We start from the raw sequence: 15,400 nt of genomic DNA on the forward strand, positions 1-15,400 counted from the left end.
AATTCCTCCGTGGCTGCCGCTCCCGTGTTCAAGAGCCTCCTGTTCGTCCTGCGCATCGCCTTCGCCTGGTTCCTGGCGGTCATGCTGGCCATCGGCATCTGGGATTCGCTGCCCTTGCTGGGCCAGTTGGACTGGCTGATGGGCATCGCCGGCATGCTGACCATGGCCCTGGTCGTGGCCGGCGCCATCTCGCACCTGGGTCGGGTCAAGCTGATCGCCGGGCACATCGACGATGGCGTGCTCGACAACCGCCAGCGCCGCCAGATCGAGATCCCGCTGGAAGCCGGCGAGGCTTTCGACCTGCTGGAAGCCGCCATCCGCGAACTACCGCGTATCGAGCAGGTGGAAAGCGCGCGCGACAGCCTGCAGGTCACCGCCAAGGTGGGCCGCCCACAGACCTACGGCCACCATCCGCTGGGCAAGTGGAACCCGCTGCTGTGGTTCGGCATTCCGCGCAACCAGATCCTGGCCACGGTCACGCCCAACCCGGCCACGGGCAGCGTTACGTTGATCTGCGAGCCGGAGAACCCCGCGTGGACCGACTGGTTCCTGGTCGATGACGGCACCAATTACGAGAACGCCGAAGCCATCACCCGCGCAATCAGCCGCCGCGTGGCCGACTACCGCCGCGGCGAGAAGGCCGCCGTCGCGCAGACGCAGGTGGAGAAGGAACTCACCCAGGCCAAGCTCAGCCTGCTGCACGCGCAGGTGGAACCGCATTTCCTCTACAACACGCTGGCCAACGCGCAACTGCTGACGCGCAGCGACCCCGAGCGTGCCGAACAGATGCTCGGCCACCTCATCCAGTACCTGCGCCGCTCACTGCCGCGCACCCAGGACACGCCGTCCACGCTGGGCGAAGAACTGGAGCGGGCGCTGGCCTACCTGGAGATCCTGAAGATCCGCATGGGCCATCGACTGGCCGTGCAGGTCGACGTGCCGGAGCACCTGCGCGCCACGCCGCTGCCGTCGATGATGTTGCAGACGTTGGTGGAGAACGCGATCAAGCACGGGCTGGAGCCGCGCACCGCCGGCGGCACCGTGTGGATCCGCGCGCGGGCCAGCGACGGCACCGTGGCCATCACCGTGGCCGACGACGGCAACGGCTTCAGCGCCACCACCGGCGGCACCGGCATCGGCCTGAAGAACGTGCGCGAGCGGTTGCGCCTGATGTTCGGTGGCGAGGCCTCGCTGGCGGTGGTCGCCAATTTCCCGGCGGGCGTGGCGGCCACGCTCAGCGTGCCGGCAGCGCCGGGCAGTGCGCAGAGCGGTCACGGCGCGCCGCCACCGGTGGCGCCAGCGGCGCCCGCCACGCCCACGTGGTGGACCGATGCGGCCACGCCCGCCATCGACGCGCCCAACAGCCAGCCGCCGACCATTCCCGGCACCACCGCCAACGACGGGAGCCACGGCCATGGCTGAGCTGCCCTGCACCGCCATCGTCGCCGAGGATGAAGCGCTGCTGCGCAACGCCCTGGTCGAACAACTCCACCTCACCTGGCCGCAACTGCGCATCGTGGCCGAGTGCGAGGACGGCGCGAGCGCACTCGAGGCGCTGGCCGAGCACACGCCCGACGTGGCCTTCCTCGACATCCGCATGCCCGGCCTCACCGGCCTGGACGTGGCCGCCGCCGCGGCCGAGACCAGCCCGCGCACGCAGATCGTGTTCGCCACCGCCTACGACCAGTACGCCATCGATGCCTTCGAACGCGGCGCGGTGGACTACCTGCTGAAACCGATCACCGCCGAGCGCCTGGCCCACACCGTGCGCCGGCTGCAGACCCGTACCGGCAACAACGAGGCCGCCGCGCTTGCCGCGCTGCTGGCCAGGCTCGGGGCCGCGCCACCGTCCACGCCGACCACGCCGCCGCTCACCTGGCTCACCGCCAGCAACGGCCGCGAGACGCAACTGATCCTGGTCGATGACGTGGCGTACTTCCGCGCCGACAACAAGTACACCACCGTGGTCACCGCCGAAGGCGAAGCGCTGCTGCGCACGCCCATCAAGGACCTGCTGGGCATGCTCGACCCCGGCACGTTCAAGCAGATCCACCGCTCCACCATCGTCAACCTCAAGGCCATCGCCGGCATCGCCCGCGACGACAGCGGCCGCGGCACCGTGCGCCTGAAGGCGCGGCCGGAGACGTTGACCGTCAGCGTGCCGTACATGGCGCTGTTCAAGCACATGTGATGAGGTGACCCGTGAACAAGCTCCTTGCCCTGCTGTACCTGGTGCTGTCGCTGTTCGGCATCGACGTCGCCAGCAGCGCCGACGCGCTGTGCCGGCACACGCTGCTGCCGGGCGTGTGCGCGGTGAAGCCTGCCGTGCGCCGGCACGTGCCCACGGTGCCGCACCACTGCGTACGGCAGCACGCAAACAAGTCGGCGACCGACCCGTCCTGCACGCCACCGCGGCCGCGGGCTGCGCGCTGAACAAGAAAGCCCCGGCACCAGGCCGGGGCTTTGCTTTTCACGCTTCGCGAAGCGCTTACAGCGAGTTGAGGATCACCGCCGCGATCACGCCCGTCGCCACCGAGACCAGCACGTAGCGGTCGTCCATGCGGCGCCACTCGTGGTGGCGCGGCGGCGCGTACAGGCCGTAGCGGTAGTAGTCGTTCACGTAGTAGCCGCGGTATTCCGGATGGATGTGGTGGCCACGGCGGTAGGCCACGTAGCGCGGATGGCGGTGCTTGTAATGGCCGACATGGCGGCCGCGGTCGTGGCGGTCATGGCGATGGCCGCGGTCGTGGTCGCGGTCATGACGCCCCCGGCGGTGGTCGCGGTCGTCATCGCGGTCGCGGTCATAGCGGCCGTAACGGTCGTAGCGGTCATCGCCGTAACGGCCGTCATCGTGGGCGCCGGCAACGGCCACCCCGGACAGCAGGATCGACAGCGCCAGGATCGAGCCAAGGGTGCGCTTCATGGTGGAGCTCCTCGTGGGCGGCCACCCCGTTGGTGGCCCATGGAGGTCACGCTATGTCGACGAGACTGAACGGGTGATGGCTCCAGCCGGATCGTGAAAAAAACGTTCAGCCGGCAGTCGAGATCCCCCGGATGGGTGACAGACAACCCTCCCCCATCGGGCCGCAATAGACCCATGCGCCCTTGAGCCAACGGGGCGCCCGGCCCTGCCCCCGGAGGCGCCATGCACCTGATCTATTCGCACAACTACGCCACCGCACGCGCGTTCGCGCAGCGCAATGAGTTCATGCCCGGCGACTGGAAATGGATCCAGGACGCCGACATCGTCCGCCAGTACCCGCGGGCCGACGTGTACAAGGTCGGCCACTGGGGCGCCAATCCGCATCGCGACAAGATCGACGAGGCGATCGAGCGCGCGCGCGAATCGCGGCGGCTGGGAACGGTGAACGAGGTGGATGCCGGCGGCAGCACGCTGGGAGTGGCGGGGGCGTAGCCGCCCTGACGTCGGCAATGGCGGGCCGACGCGGCCCGAGCCAGGAGGCACGCACCGTGGCAGGGTTACACCCCCCCTATGAATTCAATGGATTCCGACTGGACCCGGTGGGCCATGAGCTGAGCCGCGCGGGCGAGCCGATCGCACTGGAGCCCAAGGCCTTCGACGTGCTGGGCGAGCTGGTCGCGCATGCGGGCGAGTTGTGCAGCCGCGACGTACTGCTGGATTCGGTCTGGGGCCATCGCCACGTGACCCCCGGCGTGCTCAACCGCAGCATCGCCCAGTTGCGTCGCGCCCTCGGCGACGATGCCACCCATCCGCGCTACATCCAGACCGTGCACGCCGTGGGGTACCGCTTCATCGCACCGGTCGAAGACGGCGCCAGCTCCGCGGCGGATGCGAAGGACCCTGCCGCCGCGCCCGCGGACGCCGCCGACGTCGCCCGCGGCCCGCCCCGACCCGCGCCCACCACGGCACCGCCTGCGTCCGTCGCGATCCTGCCGTTCGCCGACCTGAGCAGCACCAAGGACCAGGACTACTTCTGCGACGGCCTGGCCGAGGAGATCCTCAGCGGCCTGACCCGGGTGCAGGGCCTGCAGGTGGCTTCGCGCACGTCTTCGTTCCGCTTCCGCGACAGCGACACCGATGCGCGCGAGATCGGCCGCCAGCTCAACGTGGCCGCGATCATGGAGGGCAGCGTGCGCAAGGCCGGCAACCGCGTGCGCGTGACCGCGCAACTGATCGACGCGCGCAACGGCTACCACCTGTGGTCGGAGAACTTCGACCGCCGCCTGGAGGACATCTTCGCCATCCAGGAGGAGATCGCACGCAGCGTTGTCGCCGCGTTGCGGGTGTCGCTGACCACCCCCGCCGAACTGGATTTCACCCGCCACGCGCCGCGGGACATGCGGGCCTACGACTACTACCTGCGCGGCCGGCAACTCGAAGGCCACACCACCAACGTGTCCTGGCACCTCGCACCGCAGATGTTCAGGCTCGCGATCGAGCTCGACCCGGACTACGCGCAGGCGCACGCCGGCCTGGCCGATGCGTTGAGCGAACTGATGATGTGGCGCCTGGCCAAGCCCGAAGACGTGCTCGACGAGGCCCTCGCCGCCAGCCGCCGTGCGCTGGCGCTGGCGCCCGACCTCGCCGAATGCCACGTCGCCCATGCCCACGTGCTGTCGTTGGCCGGCGAACAGGAAGCCGCCACCACCGCCTTCGAGCACGCGATCGAGCTCGACCCGCAGCTGTACGAGGCCTACTACTACTTCGGCCGGCACTGCTTCGCCTATGGGCGCATCGAACGCGCCATCGACCTGCTCGAGGCCGCGCACCGCACCCGCCCCGACGAGTTCCAGGCACTGGCCATCGCGGTCGGCGCAGCGTTCGGCGCCGGCCAGCCCGAGCGCGCCCGCCAGTTGGCGCAGCAGGCGCTCGATGTTGCCCTGCACCAGATCAAACTGTCACCGGAGAACGTGCGCGCCTACTACTTCGCCGCGATCATGCAGCTGCACCTGGGCGATCCTGAAGCCGGCCGCCGCAACATCGCGACCGCGCTGTCGATGCGCCCCGACGACTACGGCACGCTGTACAACGCCGCCTGCTTTCATGCGCTGGCGGGCGAGCCGGAACAGGCGCTGGACCTGCTGGAGCGCGCGATCAGCACCGGCGAAGGGTTCCCGGAATGGATCGCGCACGACGATGACCTCGCCAGCCTGCGCCACCTGCCGCGCTACCACGCGCTGATCGAGCGGCTGGCCAGCTCACCGGGGCCTGCGCCTTTTACGGGCGCGTAACCTGCACAGGCGTAGAAGCCGCACTGCAGGGTGGAGTGTCCGTGGAGTTCGCCATGAACAGGTTCCATCGCGCCACCTTGCTCGCCGCCGCGACGGCGCTCGCCACCGCCTGCATGGGTCCGCGCGATGGCGCGGCCGTCGCGGTGCAGTCCGCCTCGCCGCCCGAAGCCGCGCTGGGCACCAACCTGCTCGAGGGTCTGGGCAACCACCACTTCCCGGTAACCAGCAGCCACCCCGAGGTGCAGCGCTGGTTCGACCAGGGCCTGATGCTGAGCTATGGCTTCAACCACGATGCCGCCGAGCGCGCGTTCCTCAAGGCCACGCAGCTCGATCCGCAGTGCGCGATGTGCTGGTGGGGCGCGGCGCTGGTGGTCGGTCCGCACATCAACGCCGGCATGGACCCGAAGAACAACGCCAGCGCGTGGTCGCGACTGCAGAAGGCCCGCGAGCTGGCGCCCAAGGCCAGCGCACGCGAACAGGCGTTCATCGAGGCACTGTCGGCGCGCTATGCCGCCAACCCGCCCGAGAACCGCCGTCCGCTGGACGAGGCCTACGCCGTGGCCACGCGTGAACTGATGCGCAAACTGCCCAACGACCTCGACGCCGCCACGTTCCACGCCGAGGCGCTGATGGACCTGCAGCCCTGGGACTACTACGACGACAACAAGCAGCCCAAAGGCCACACCAGCGAGATCGTGTCGACGCTGGAGTCGGTGATGAAGCGCAACCCCGACCACCCCGGCGCGCTGCACCTGTACGTGCACGCGGTCGAGGCCTCGGCCGACCCGCAGCGCGGCGTCGACGCCGCCGACCGGCTGCGCACGCTGATCCCCGGCTCCGGCCACCTGGTGCACATGCCCGCGCACATCTACGCGCGGGTGGGTCGCTGGCACGACGCGGTGCAGGCCAACCTGCGCGCGATCGAGGCCGACGACGCCTACCTCGCGCTGTGCCGCGGCAACACCCGCGGCGTGTATCCGCTGGGCTACGTGCCGCACAACCACCACTTCCTGTGGTTCGCGTCCAGCATGGAAGGCAACAGCGCGGTCGCGCGCAGCGCCGCGCTCAAGACCGCCGAGCGCACCAACCTGCCTGAACTGATGCGCCAACCCGGCTTCGCCAGCCTGCAGCACTACTGGATGTCGCCATGGTTCGACCGCGTCCGCTTCGGCCGCTGGGATGAGATCGCCGCCGCGCCAAACCCGGCCAGCGACCTGCCATACGTCACCGCGATCTGGCACTACGCGCAGGGCACCGCGGCGGCACGGCAGAACCGCCTGGAGGACGCCGCCAAGCACCTCGCCGCGTTGCGCCCGCTCGCCGCCGACCCGGTGATGGGGACCATGACGATGTGGGACCGCTACCCGCTGTCGCATGCCGCGAAGATCGCCGAGCGCAGCCTCACCGCCGAAGTGGCCAACGCCAAGGGCGACCACGCCAGTGCGATCGCCGCCCTGCGCGAAGCCGTCATCATCGAAGATCGCATTCCCTACGATGAGCCGCCCGGCTGGCACGCCCCGGTGCGGCATTCGCTCGGCGCGCTGCTGCTGGCCGCCAAGCGCCCGGCAGAAGCGGAGGCGGTGTACCGCGAGGAGTTGCTGCGCAACCCCGGGAACGGCTGGTCGCTACATGGGCTGGTGCAGAGCCTCAAGGCGCAGGGTCGCACGCGCGAGGCCGCCGCCGTCGAGCAGCAGCGGGCGCAGGCGTGGCAGCACGCCGACGTGAAGCTGGTGGCTTCGCGGATCTGACATGGCCACCACCAACACGCAGTCGTGCACCAACATCCACGAGATCGCCGCGGGTATATACCGGATCAACACGCCGATGTCGCTGCCGGGCGACATCGCGTTCTCGTTCAACCAGTACCTGATCGACGACGACGAGCCGCTGCTGTTCCACACCGGCCTGCGCCTGCTGTTCCCGCTGGTGAACGAAGCGGTCGCCAGCGTCCTGCCCGCGGCGCGGCTGCGGCACATCGCGTTCTCGCACGTGGAAGCCGACGAGTGCGGCGCGCTCAACCACTGGCTGGACGCCGCGCCGCGGTCGACGCCGTTGTGCGGGACGGTGGCGGCGATGGTGTCGATCAACGATCTCGCCGACCGCGCGCCGCGCGCCATGGCCGATGGCGAGGTGCTCAAGCTCGGCCGACACCGCGTGCGCTGGTTCGACGCCCCGCACCTGCCACACGGCTGGGACTGCGGCTTCCTGATGGAAGAGACCACCGGCACCTTGTTGTGCGGCGACCTGTTCACCCAGCCGGGTCGCGGCGAGCCGGCGCTGACCGGGGCCGACATCCTCGGCCCGAGCGAGGCGTTCCGCCAACCGATGGACTACTTCGCCCACTGCCCGCAGACCGGCGCGCTGCTGGAGAAGCTGGCGCAGGCCCAACCGACCACGCTGGCGTGCATGCATGGCAGCGCGTGGCGTGGCGATGGGGCGGCGTTGCTGCGGGCGTTGGCGGGCGCACTGGGGCATTGACCGCCCCGCACGCGCGCTTCTTCACGCCCGGGCGGACACGTCCAACCGCGCGCTACAGCCAGCGCACCAGACGCTGGTACACCGCATCGCTGCCCAACAACCCCAGATGGTGGAGCCCATGCCCCACCCAGCGCTGTGACTCTGGGATGCGCAGGTCGAAGGCGTCATCGGCATGCTCGCCGAAGGCGCTGGCAATCGGCACCAGGCCATCGCCGCGCAGCGTGCGGTCGTTGCCATCGTTGCGGGGATGCTGCGTCGTCGCTGCGATCGCGTAGGCACGAACCGGCTCCGGCAATGGCACCGGCGTACGCGCATCGACGCGATCGAGAAAATCGCGGCCCTGCCAGTCGGAATCACGGACATTGCCGTGGCGCAGGTCCTGGATGCCGGCGCTGCGCATCTGGCCCAGGCGCACGAGCGGCGCACTGTAGGGGCTGATGCTGATCAGCTGGTCGGCCCAACTGCCCGCACGCTCCAACGGCGCGCCGTGGTGTGGTGTGGCGAGGAACACCACCCGTATCGGAAGCTTCGACCAGTGCAGCCCCTGGCTGAAGCCGACATCGAGCGCGCTGCGCGCCACCAGCCCGCCCATGCTGTGGCACAGCAGCGTGATCTCCTGCACCGGCACCGGCCACGCCGCGACCAGTTGCTCCAGCAGGCCGGCGAACTCCTGCCCATTGGTGGAGATGCGCCGGCCGCTGTTGTAGTGCAGATGCACCGGCGTGTAACCAAAGTCGCGCGCCAGGGCGGCGCCATGGTCGTGGCCTCCGTGGTGCCACTGCAGGTCGTTCATGCACAGGCCGTGGATCTGCAGCAGCAGTTTGCCGCTGGCGTTCGGCAGGTGTGCGGCCAGCGGCTTGCGCGTCAATGGCAGCGGCGCGCCTTCGCGACGAAGTTGCATGCGGATGGCGAGCGGATTGCCGCTGGCTTCGAGATGGTCGCCGAGCACGCCGTTGAGCGCGGCGACCAAGGCCTCGCGCTGCGGTGACGCACTGCTGGTACCCAACCCCGGGGCAAGGCGCGACAGCGACAGGTCCACGCCGTGTCCGACCAACCGGGTGACGCCGCGCACGCTGCCATAGACGAGCCGCGCGAGCCCCGTCGTCCGCGCCGGGGCGGGCCGCCCCACCACCGGCGGCAGATGGGCGACCGCGGCGTGCATGGCCTCCACCACGTCCGTGAGACTGGTCACGCCATCGATGGCCAACCGGCCCACGCCACGCAGATCGCTGGCGAGGCGCGGCGGTGTATCGGGGCTGGTGCTGCGTCGGGCCATGGGGCCATCACAGGGGGGTGCCGCTATCGTATCGTCATCAGTGTTATGCCGGAGCGAGCCATGGCAGAAAACAAAACCCAACGGACACAGGTTCCTGTCGAGGCCTACCTCGCCGCGATCACCGACGACGTGCGCCGACGCGACTGCGAGCAACTGGTGCGCATGATGTCGCGCGTGACCGGCCAGCCCGCCGTGATGTGGGGTGACAGCATCGTCGGCTTCGACCATTACCACTACCGTTACGCCAGTGGCCACGAAGGCGACGCGGCGCAGGTCGGCTTCTCCTCGCGCAAGACTGACCTCAGCGTTTACCTCTGCCCGGGCGCCTCGGGGCAGGACGCGCTGCTGTCGCGATTGGGCCGGCACAAGATGGGCAAGGCCTGCCTGTCCATCCGCCGGCTGGACGACGTGGACCTCGACGTGCTGGAGCAACTGGTGGCGGAGTCGGTGGCTGAGATCAGGCAGCGCTACCCGGGGTGAGTCGGGCCCATGCCGCAACGATGAAGGAGCACCCATGACCACCGCCAGCCGCCCCAGCATCGCCACCGAGTTCCTGCAGCTGTGCGCGCGTGGCGACGTCCGCGACGCCTACGACCGCTACGTGTCGCTGGACTTCGTCCACCACAACGCCTACTTCCCCGGCGACCGCGAGTCGCTGCTGCTGGCGATGGAGCAGAGCGCACAGGCCGAGCCCAACAAGTCATTCGAGATCAAGCAGGTGATCGAAGGCGCGGATCGCGTGGCGGTCTACTCGCACCTCAAACGCGCGCAGGGAGCGGAATACGCCGTCGTGCACATCCTGCGCTTTGCCGGCGACAAGAGCGTGGAACTGTGGGACGTGGGTCAGGAAGTGCCGGAGGATTCGCCCAACGTGCTGGGCATGTTCTGAACCCAACCGCGTTACGCGGACGGAATTCGCCCACGCCCTCCGCGCACGGACCCGCGTGAACTGGCCGCCCCACCAGCATCGGCACGTTGAATACCTGTGCGGCCCACTCCCCCAGCCGCGGCACGCATCGCGGTCCCCACCCCCTGCGATGCGCGCCTGACACGCACAGCGAGCCGTTGCCGGGGACGCGAACGCGCTTGCCTGGAGTCGCACGGATGAAGAGCTTGAACGTAGCGTGGATGTCCCTGGCGATTGCAGCCGCTACCGTCATCGCCGCCCCGGCGCACGCCGCGCCGGAATGCACACCGGCCGGCGATTGCACCGCTTATCGCAACCGGGTGACGTTCCCGGCCAATGCGTTGCCCTACGGACCCGCGAGCGCGTTCGTGCTGAACATGCAGGGTCTGGACTGGGTAGGCCTGGGCGGCGGCCTCAGCCTGACGGTGCGCCGCCCGCTGGACTTCAGGGGCGACAAGGTCCGCCTGACGGTGGTCTATCAGGCCACCAGTGGCAATGAAGGCACCAACGCCTTCGCGGTCACCGCCATCGGCTTCCGCCATGGCAACGGATTCGAGACCTACGGCGGCACCCTGTCCAATGTGTTCGACATCCCGGGCAACGGCGACGGCCTGTGGGAGCAGTCGGTGGTGGTGGAACCCGGCGAAGGCTGGAACCCCGCCGCGCCGTGGTGGCACTTCCAGATCGGCCGCCAGGGCACGTACACCGACAACCTGCGGGTGATGGCGGTGACGATGGAGTACTGAGCGGGACGTTGCCGCCCCGACAAATCAGTCCAGCGCGTAGGCCACCTTGGCCCCGGTGACGGTGATCAGTTTCTGGTCCTGCAAGCTCTGCACGATCGCCGCCACCGCCTTGTCGTCCATCGGTGGCTTGAACCACGACTTGATGGACGACTTCAACGTCGCCAGCTTGGCCGGCTTGCTCGATTTCTTCAGGCGCGCGACCACTTCCTGCACACGCTGGACGCTGGTGGCGGCGGAGGACGCGGGGCCGTTGGCTTCGGGCAGCACGGTCACCGTTACCTTCTTGGCGGCCTTCTTCGCCGGCGCCTTGGTCGCGGTCTTGGTCGCGGCCTTGGCGGGCGACCTGGCCGCAGGCGGGGCCTTCTTGGCCGCGGGCGCAGCGGTAGCGCCGCCGGGCAACTCAGGCAGGCGGCAGCAGTTGATGCCCAGCCCGGTGAGGTGGCGCACCAGCGGGTCGAAGCCCCGATCCTTGGAGATGATATTGAACGCCGCACCCGGCTCGTCGGCGGCGAGCCGGCCGATGTAAAACGCGATGTGGAAGTCCACCGCGTCCGGCCCGCTGCCGGTGATCTGGATGTACTCCGCGTCCGCGCCAAACGGCTGGAGCGCCTGCACCAGCTCCAGCATCAGCTTGTTCTGGTTCTGCCCCAGGAACACCTTGACCCGCGACTCGCCCGGCTTCAGCCGGTCCAACGCTTTGGGCTGCACGTTCTCGAAGTCGATCAGGAAGTAGGGCTTGCTCATGATGCGGCCTCGTTGCGCGGAATCGGCGCCGGCAACCATGCCGGCGGGTTGGGAAAAATCCTACCCCACTGCAGCGTCGCGGCTACGGCGGCGCTGGCCCATCACCTGGCCATGCGTCGTTCCCGTTCGATCGCGTCGTTGAGTAGCTTGACCGCATCGGCGTTACCGGGTGCGATCTCGAGCGACTTGCGGAAGGTCGCGATGGCGTCCGCAGGGCGATCGAGGCGGAGATAGTGCAGGCCGAGGTTGTTCCATGCCTTGACGAAGCCCGGATCGAGTTCGACGGCCTTCTCGAACGCCTCGATGGCGGCCGAACCCTGCCCGGTACGCGCGTGCACGATCCCCAGGTTGTTCCAGGCGCTGGCGAAACCCGGCTCGATCTGCAGCGCCTTGGTGTGGGCATTGACCGCGTCCTGATGCTGGCCAAGGCCTTCGTAGGCACCACCCAGGTTGTCCCAGGTGATGTGCGAGGTCGGATCCAGATACAACGAATGCCGGTAGGCCTTGATTGCCTGGTGCGGCTGTCGCAACTCCTCGTACGCGAGCCCCTGCATTGACCACGAAGCCGGCTCATCCGGCTCGGCGATCGTCCATTCGGTGCTGTGCTTCAGCACACCCGCCCAGTCCCCGCGCTCCCCCATGGTCCGACACTGCCCGAACCAGTCCCGCTTTGCCGCAGCGGCGACTGCGGCCGGCGCCGCCGGCGCCGGGGACGTGGCGCCGCCCGCGTCGCGGGCAAACGCGCGGATGACCGAAATCCGTTGGTTACCGGAGACCTGCCCGGCGAGTTCCGGCGTCGGCGCCGTCGCCGCGGGCGGTGGGCGCAGGAACCGGTTACCCAACAGCACCGCGTGGACCAGGGTCATGGCCAGCAGGGCATCCTTCACCAAAGTGCCCTGGCCGCGCAGGAGCTTGTTCAACAGGGCCGCGCCAAGAACGCATGCCACCGCGATGCCGAGATAGCGCAGCAACACCGCCGCCACGAACGTTCGCAGCGAATGGCCCGCTCCCGCGGCGCCCACCGGCATCGAGAACATCTGCACGGCGAACAACACGGCCATCCACAGCAACGCGCCGCGCCAGCCCAATCCAGGTGCGGTCGCGCTGATCGGCGTGGTGCTGCTGGAAAACGGGGCCGGCGGCGGTCGGGTCACGGGTGGCAATGAACCTTCCGCCATCGAGGCCGCCGGCGAACTCGGCGGCACCGCATCGGCAGGCGCGCGTACCTGGAGGAGCACGGCCACCTCCGCGGCGGGCGATGGCCCCCCGTGCCGGGGCCGGCCACGCGATCCTGTGCACGGACCATGCCGGAGGTGAAGTAGGTGCGGATTTCCTCGATGGTCAGCGGACCAAACCGCCTGCCGCCAAGGGCATGCAGGAACCATCCGTCCTCATCCATCGCGGCCGGCGCCGCCGCCTCCGGTGACCGGCCGCAGGACATGCGGTGAGCAGCAAGATCATCGACCGTGAGTCCACATTCCGTGCAGAGGATAGCCACCAACATTCCTTGTGATTGTTCGAGCCGCGGGGAATCTAGCACAGGCCCTGCGACCTGCCTTCCAGGGACGCAGCTCCAAGAATGAACTGCGACAATGCGGATCATCATCGGAAGGATCGGGGCGCCCTCACCATGAAGCACGTCGTGGCAGCACTCTGCCTACTGAGCCCGGCTGCACTGGCGTGCGACACGTCGCCCTTGCAGCTAACCGGCACCGCCACCTTGCAGACCTGCCACGCGCAGAACTCGGCCAACTGCGTCTACAGCGGCAAGGCCCTGTACGAGTACATGGAAGCGGTACCCGACAGCGATGCGGTCTACACCATTGGCCTGCATTCCAGTCCGTGGCGCATGTACGACGGCGAGCTGCGCATCCTGACGATTGAGGACGTGGCCGGGAGCGTGCGGGCCAAGATGGACGGCAAGCTGCAGCGCGTGGAACTGATCGGGTCGTGGACGGGCGCGTCCCCGGCGGTAGGCGTGCCGTCGCTCTCCGAGCGCCTTTCAAAAGCGCTCGATGGCTTCCCCGTGCGTGGGGAGGACGGCTTCCTGTGGCTGGCCCCGGACGGGACCCGTCGCACCACACGCCATGCGTTCACCCTGCGCGAGGGCGCGGGCTCGTACTACCTGCCGGAGGGCAGCGAGGTGTTCGTGCCCCTGGTGGCTGGCTGGCCCGCCTTCGTGGAGGACCAGATCCCGGAGGACAACGCCGAACTACTGAACGCCGCTGCCGTGGGCTGGGATGTGTTCTTCCTATGCCCGGAAAAGGCGCTGGCTGGGTTCGAGCGCGCAGCCGCAAACGGCAGCGCCATTGCCGCGTACAACGCCGCGCTCATGCGCCTGGACCGCGGTTCCGACGGCGACCGCGCCGCCGCGCGCAAGCTGTTGGAACGCGGCGCCGCACTGGGCGACGCCAAATCGCGTGCTCGGTTGCAGGCACTGGCGGCTGGCGAATAGCCCGCTGGCCACCGGGCACACGCGTCTGCCAAACTCCCGCCGCTCCCTCGCCGACCCCGTCGGCACGGCTACACCCACCGACCGCACGGAACGCGGCGGAGCATGGACCGTCCGGCCAATCCCGGACTTGCTAATGGACGTAAGGAATAGCAATGCAGAACCTGATTTCGTTGAACCTGTCGGCACAGGACCTCGCCGACCTCGACGCCGCGATCGCCACCGTGCGTCGCGTGTTCACCCCCTTCATCGGGCTGGAACCCGAGGACCGGGTAGAGATGAAGAAGATGGGCCCCAAGTCGCGCGACTTCTGCGAGCAGGCATTGAACCTGCTCGCCAGCAATCCGCAGATGGTGCCGCCCAACCTGGGCCTGGAAGAGGCGCTGGCCGACCGCACGGCGCTGGAGCAGCTGCGCCCGCGACTGCAGCAATTGCGCCAGTTGGTGGAGCGTGGCGACGACACCGAGATGGCACTGGGCAGCGACATGATGGCCATCGCCCTGGAGGGCTACCGCCTGCTGGACGTGTCCGGCAAGGGGGAGGCACTGAAGAGTGCCCGCCGCGAGCTGTCCGTTCGGTTTGCGCGGAAGCGTCGTGAGCCGGAGGCTGCGCCGATCTAACAGATGGGTACCACCCACCTCGGTGTCTGATGACGCCGGGGCCATGGCCGGCGGATGGGGCGAGGGCCTTGTCCGCCGGCTTTGCTTTAGGGGCGGAGGTTTGGACGCTGAAGGGTTCGGGCTTGGACCTCGAAGGGTCGGAGGTTGGACCTTGAGGGGACCCAGACGGAGCCTTGAGGCCCAAGGCTCGAACTGGGCGGGTCGAAACGTGGGGCATGCGGGGTGCATTGTTGGACCTCTAGAGGTCGAAGCACCGGGCTCTAGGGTGGAGTTGCGGACCTGCGGGAGTCGCCGCCCCAAGCATTGAGGCCCACAGACCGGGCTTGGGGGTTGGGGCGTCAGGCTTTAAGTCCGGAAGACGGACACCGTGAGGCTCCATAGGTAGAGTGGAACTTGTCGTCTGCCGACGCCCAGGCTGCCGTCGGGAACCAGCCTTCTCCGGCATCGCCACTGGGGTGGCGCCTGAAAACTGAACAAGCCCCCCCCCTGGATTCAAACAACCAAGTGGGTGAATATGGCCCATGGCCGATACGCTGACACCCGCGGAGCGAAGCGAGCGAATGTCTCGTATCCGGGGAGCCCATACCAAGCCTGAACTATTGGTACGCAAGGGCCTGCATGCCAGAGGGTTTCGATTCCGGCTACATCAAAAGGGTCTCCCTGGACGGCCGGACTTGGTTCTGCCAAAGTACCGCGCAGTGGTATTCGTCCATGGCTGTTTTTGGCATGCCCACTCGTGCCAGAAGGGACGAATTCCAGGAACTCGGAGCGACTTCTGGAGGGCGAAGTTCGAGGGGAATAGAAGGCGGGACGCCCGTAACACCAGAGCGCTTCGTGCGGCGGGATGGCGCGTCTTCAAGATTTGGGAATGCCAGCTCGCTACGCCCACGAGGCTCGAGCGCACGCTGGAAAGATTGGTTCAAGCACTTTGTCGCGAGGTATGAGATTGGACGGTGGAAACTT

17 protein-coding genes are annotated in these 15,400 nt (G+C 68.4%); 13 read left to right on the top strand and 4 right to left on the bottom strand.

All coding sequences use genetic code 11. From position 1 onward, the window contains the following. Positions 1–24 precede the first annotated feature (24 nt). The 3 genes from AC3ARF_RS13285 to AC3ARF_RS13295 are packed head-to-tail and all read left to right on the top strand — an operon-like array spanning position 25 to position 2,433. Complete coding sequence (locus AC3ARF_RS13285; protein WP_498931885.1) at positions 25–1,422, top strand: sensor histidine kinase; 1,398 nt, start codon at positions 25–27, stop codon at positions 1,420–1,422. Next, complete coding sequence (locus AC3ARF_RS13290; protein WP_498928671.1) at positions 1,415–2,191, top strand: LytR/AlgR family response regulator transcription factor; 777 nt, start codon at positions 1,415–1,417, stop codon at positions 2,189–2,191. Before AC3ARF_RS13285 ends, AC3ARF_RS13290 begins: the two co-directional genes overlap by 8 nt. An 11-nt stretch (positions 2,192–2,202) precedes the next feature. Further along, positions 2,203–2,433, top strand: a complete 231-nt coding sequence (locus AC3ARF_RS13295; RefSeq protein WP_498928673.1) for a hypothetical protein — start codon at positions 2,203–2,205, stop codon at positions 2,431–2,433. Positions 2,434–2,488: 55 nt separating this feature from the next. Here AC3ARF_RS13295 and AC3ARF_RS13300 read toward each other — a convergent pair whose 3' ends face one another. Further along, a complete protein-coding gene (locus AC3ARF_RS13300) occupies positions 2,489–2,923 on the bottom strand; it encodes an RcnB family protein (RefSeq protein WP_498928675.1) in 435 nt (144 codons plus the stop codon). Between the two features lie 222 nt (positions 2,924–3,145). On the opposite strand from AC3ARF_RS13300, the gene AC3ARF_RS13305 reads away from it, so the two are divergent. The 4 genes from AC3ARF_RS13305 to AC3ARF_RS13320 are packed head-to-tail and all read left to right on the top strand — an operon-like array spanning position 3,146 to position 7,692. Beyond that, positions 3,146–3,415 carry a hypothetical protein gene (locus tag AC3ARF_RS13305; RefSeq protein ID WP_498928677.1) on the top strand — a complete coding sequence of 90 codons (270 nt, stop codon included), beginning with the start codon at positions 3,146–3,148 and terminating at the stop codon, positions 3,413–3,415. A gap of 56 nt (positions 3,416–3,471) precedes the next feature. Beyond that, entirely contained in the window at positions 3,472–5,214 is a 1,743-nt protein-coding gene (locus AC3ARF_RS13310; protein ID WP_498928679.1) for a TPR end-of-group domain-containing protein, read from the top strand. Positions 5,215–5,267: 53 nt separating this feature from the next. Continuing rightward, complete coding sequence (locus tag AC3ARF_RS13315; protein ID WP_498928680.1) at positions 5,268–6,962, top strand: tetratricopeptide repeat protein; 1,695 nt, start codon at positions 5,268–5,270, stop codon at positions 6,960–6,962. A gap of 1 nt (position 6,963) precedes the next feature. Further along, the gene (locus tag AC3ARF_RS13320) at positions 6,964–7,692 is read left to right on the top strand and encodes an oxygen-binding di-iron domain-containing protein (protein ID WP_498928682.1); all 729 of its coding nucleotides are present in this window, start codon (positions 6,964–6,966) and stop codon (positions 7,690–7,692) included. A 52-nt stretch (positions 7,693–7,744) separates the two neighbouring features. Here AC3ARF_RS13320 and AC3ARF_RS13325 read toward each other — a convergent pair whose 3' ends face one another. After that, on the bottom strand, positions 7,745–8,968 hold the full coding sequence (locus AC3ARF_RS13325) for an esterase/lipase family protein (protein ID WP_498928684.1): 1,224 nt from the start codon (positions 8,966–8,968) through the stop codon (positions 7,745–7,747). A gap of 60 nt (positions 8,969–9,028) precedes the next feature. Here AC3ARF_RS13325 and AC3ARF_RS13330 point away from each other — a divergent pair, with 60 nt between their 5' ends. The 3 genes from AC3ARF_RS13330 (at position 9,029) to AC3ARF_RS13340 (ending at position 10,621) form a co-directional block, all read left to right on the top strand. After that, positions 9,029–9,448, top strand: a complete 420-nt coding sequence (locus AC3ARF_RS13330; protein WP_498928686.1) for a DUF1801 domain-containing protein — start codon at positions 9,029–9,031, stop codon at positions 9,446–9,448. A 34-nt stretch (positions 9,449–9,482) separates the two neighbouring features. Then, positions 9,483–9,857 carry a nuclear transport factor 2 family protein gene (locus AC3ARF_RS13335; RefSeq protein ID WP_498928687.1) on the top strand — a complete coding sequence of 125 codons (375 nt, stop codon included), beginning with the start codon at positions 9,483–9,485 and terminating at the stop codon, positions 9,855–9,857. Positions 9,858–10,072: 215 nt separating this feature from the next. Next, a complete protein-coding gene (locus tag AC3ARF_RS13340; protein WP_498928689.1) occupies positions 10,073–10,621 on the top strand; it encodes a hypothetical protein in 549 nt (182 codons plus the stop codon). Positions 10,622–10,645: 24 nt separating this feature from the next. On the opposite strand, the gene AC3ARF_RS13345 is transcribed toward AC3ARF_RS13340, so the two are convergent. Then, complete coding sequence (locus AC3ARF_RS13345; RefSeq protein ID WP_498928691.1) at positions 10,646–11,365, bottom strand: PIN domain-containing protein; 720 nt, start codon at positions 11,363–11,365, stop codon at positions 10,646–10,648. Between the two features lie 101 nt (positions 11,366–11,466). Beyond that, a complete protein-coding gene (locus AC3ARF_RS13350) occupies positions 11,467–12,426 on the bottom strand; it encodes a tetratricopeptide repeat protein (protein ID WP_498928693.1) in 960 nt (319 codons plus the stop codon). Between the two features lie 569 nt (positions 12,427–12,995). Here AC3ARF_RS13350 and AC3ARF_RS13355 point away from each other — a divergent pair. The 3 genes from AC3ARF_RS13355 to AC3ARF_RS13365 all read left to right on the top strand — a co-directional run bounded on the left by AC3ARF_RS13355 (position 12,996) and on the right by AC3ARF_RS13365 (position 15,381). Next, positions 12,996–13,820 carry a DUF8616 domain-containing protein gene (locus AC3ARF_RS13355; protein ID WP_498928695.1) on the top strand — a complete coding sequence of 275 codons (825 nt, stop codon included), beginning with the start codon at positions 12,996–12,998 and terminating at the stop codon, positions 13,818–13,820. A gap of 152 nt (positions 13,821–13,972) precedes the next feature. After that, positions 13,973–14,437: a hypothetical protein gene (locus AC3ARF_RS13360; RefSeq protein WP_498928697.1), complete on the top strand. Its 465-nt coding sequence runs from the start codon at positions 13,973–13,975 to the stop codon at positions 14,435–14,437. Between the two features lie 521 nt (positions 14,438–14,958). Further along, entirely contained in the window at positions 14,959–15,381 is a 423-nt protein-coding gene (locus tag AC3ARF_RS13365) for a very short patch repair endonuclease (RefSeq protein WP_498928699.1), read from the top strand. The last annotated feature ends 19 nt before the right edge of the window (positions 15,382–15,400 follow it).

Source organism: Lysobacter sp. KACC 24251 (assembly GCF_057747755.1).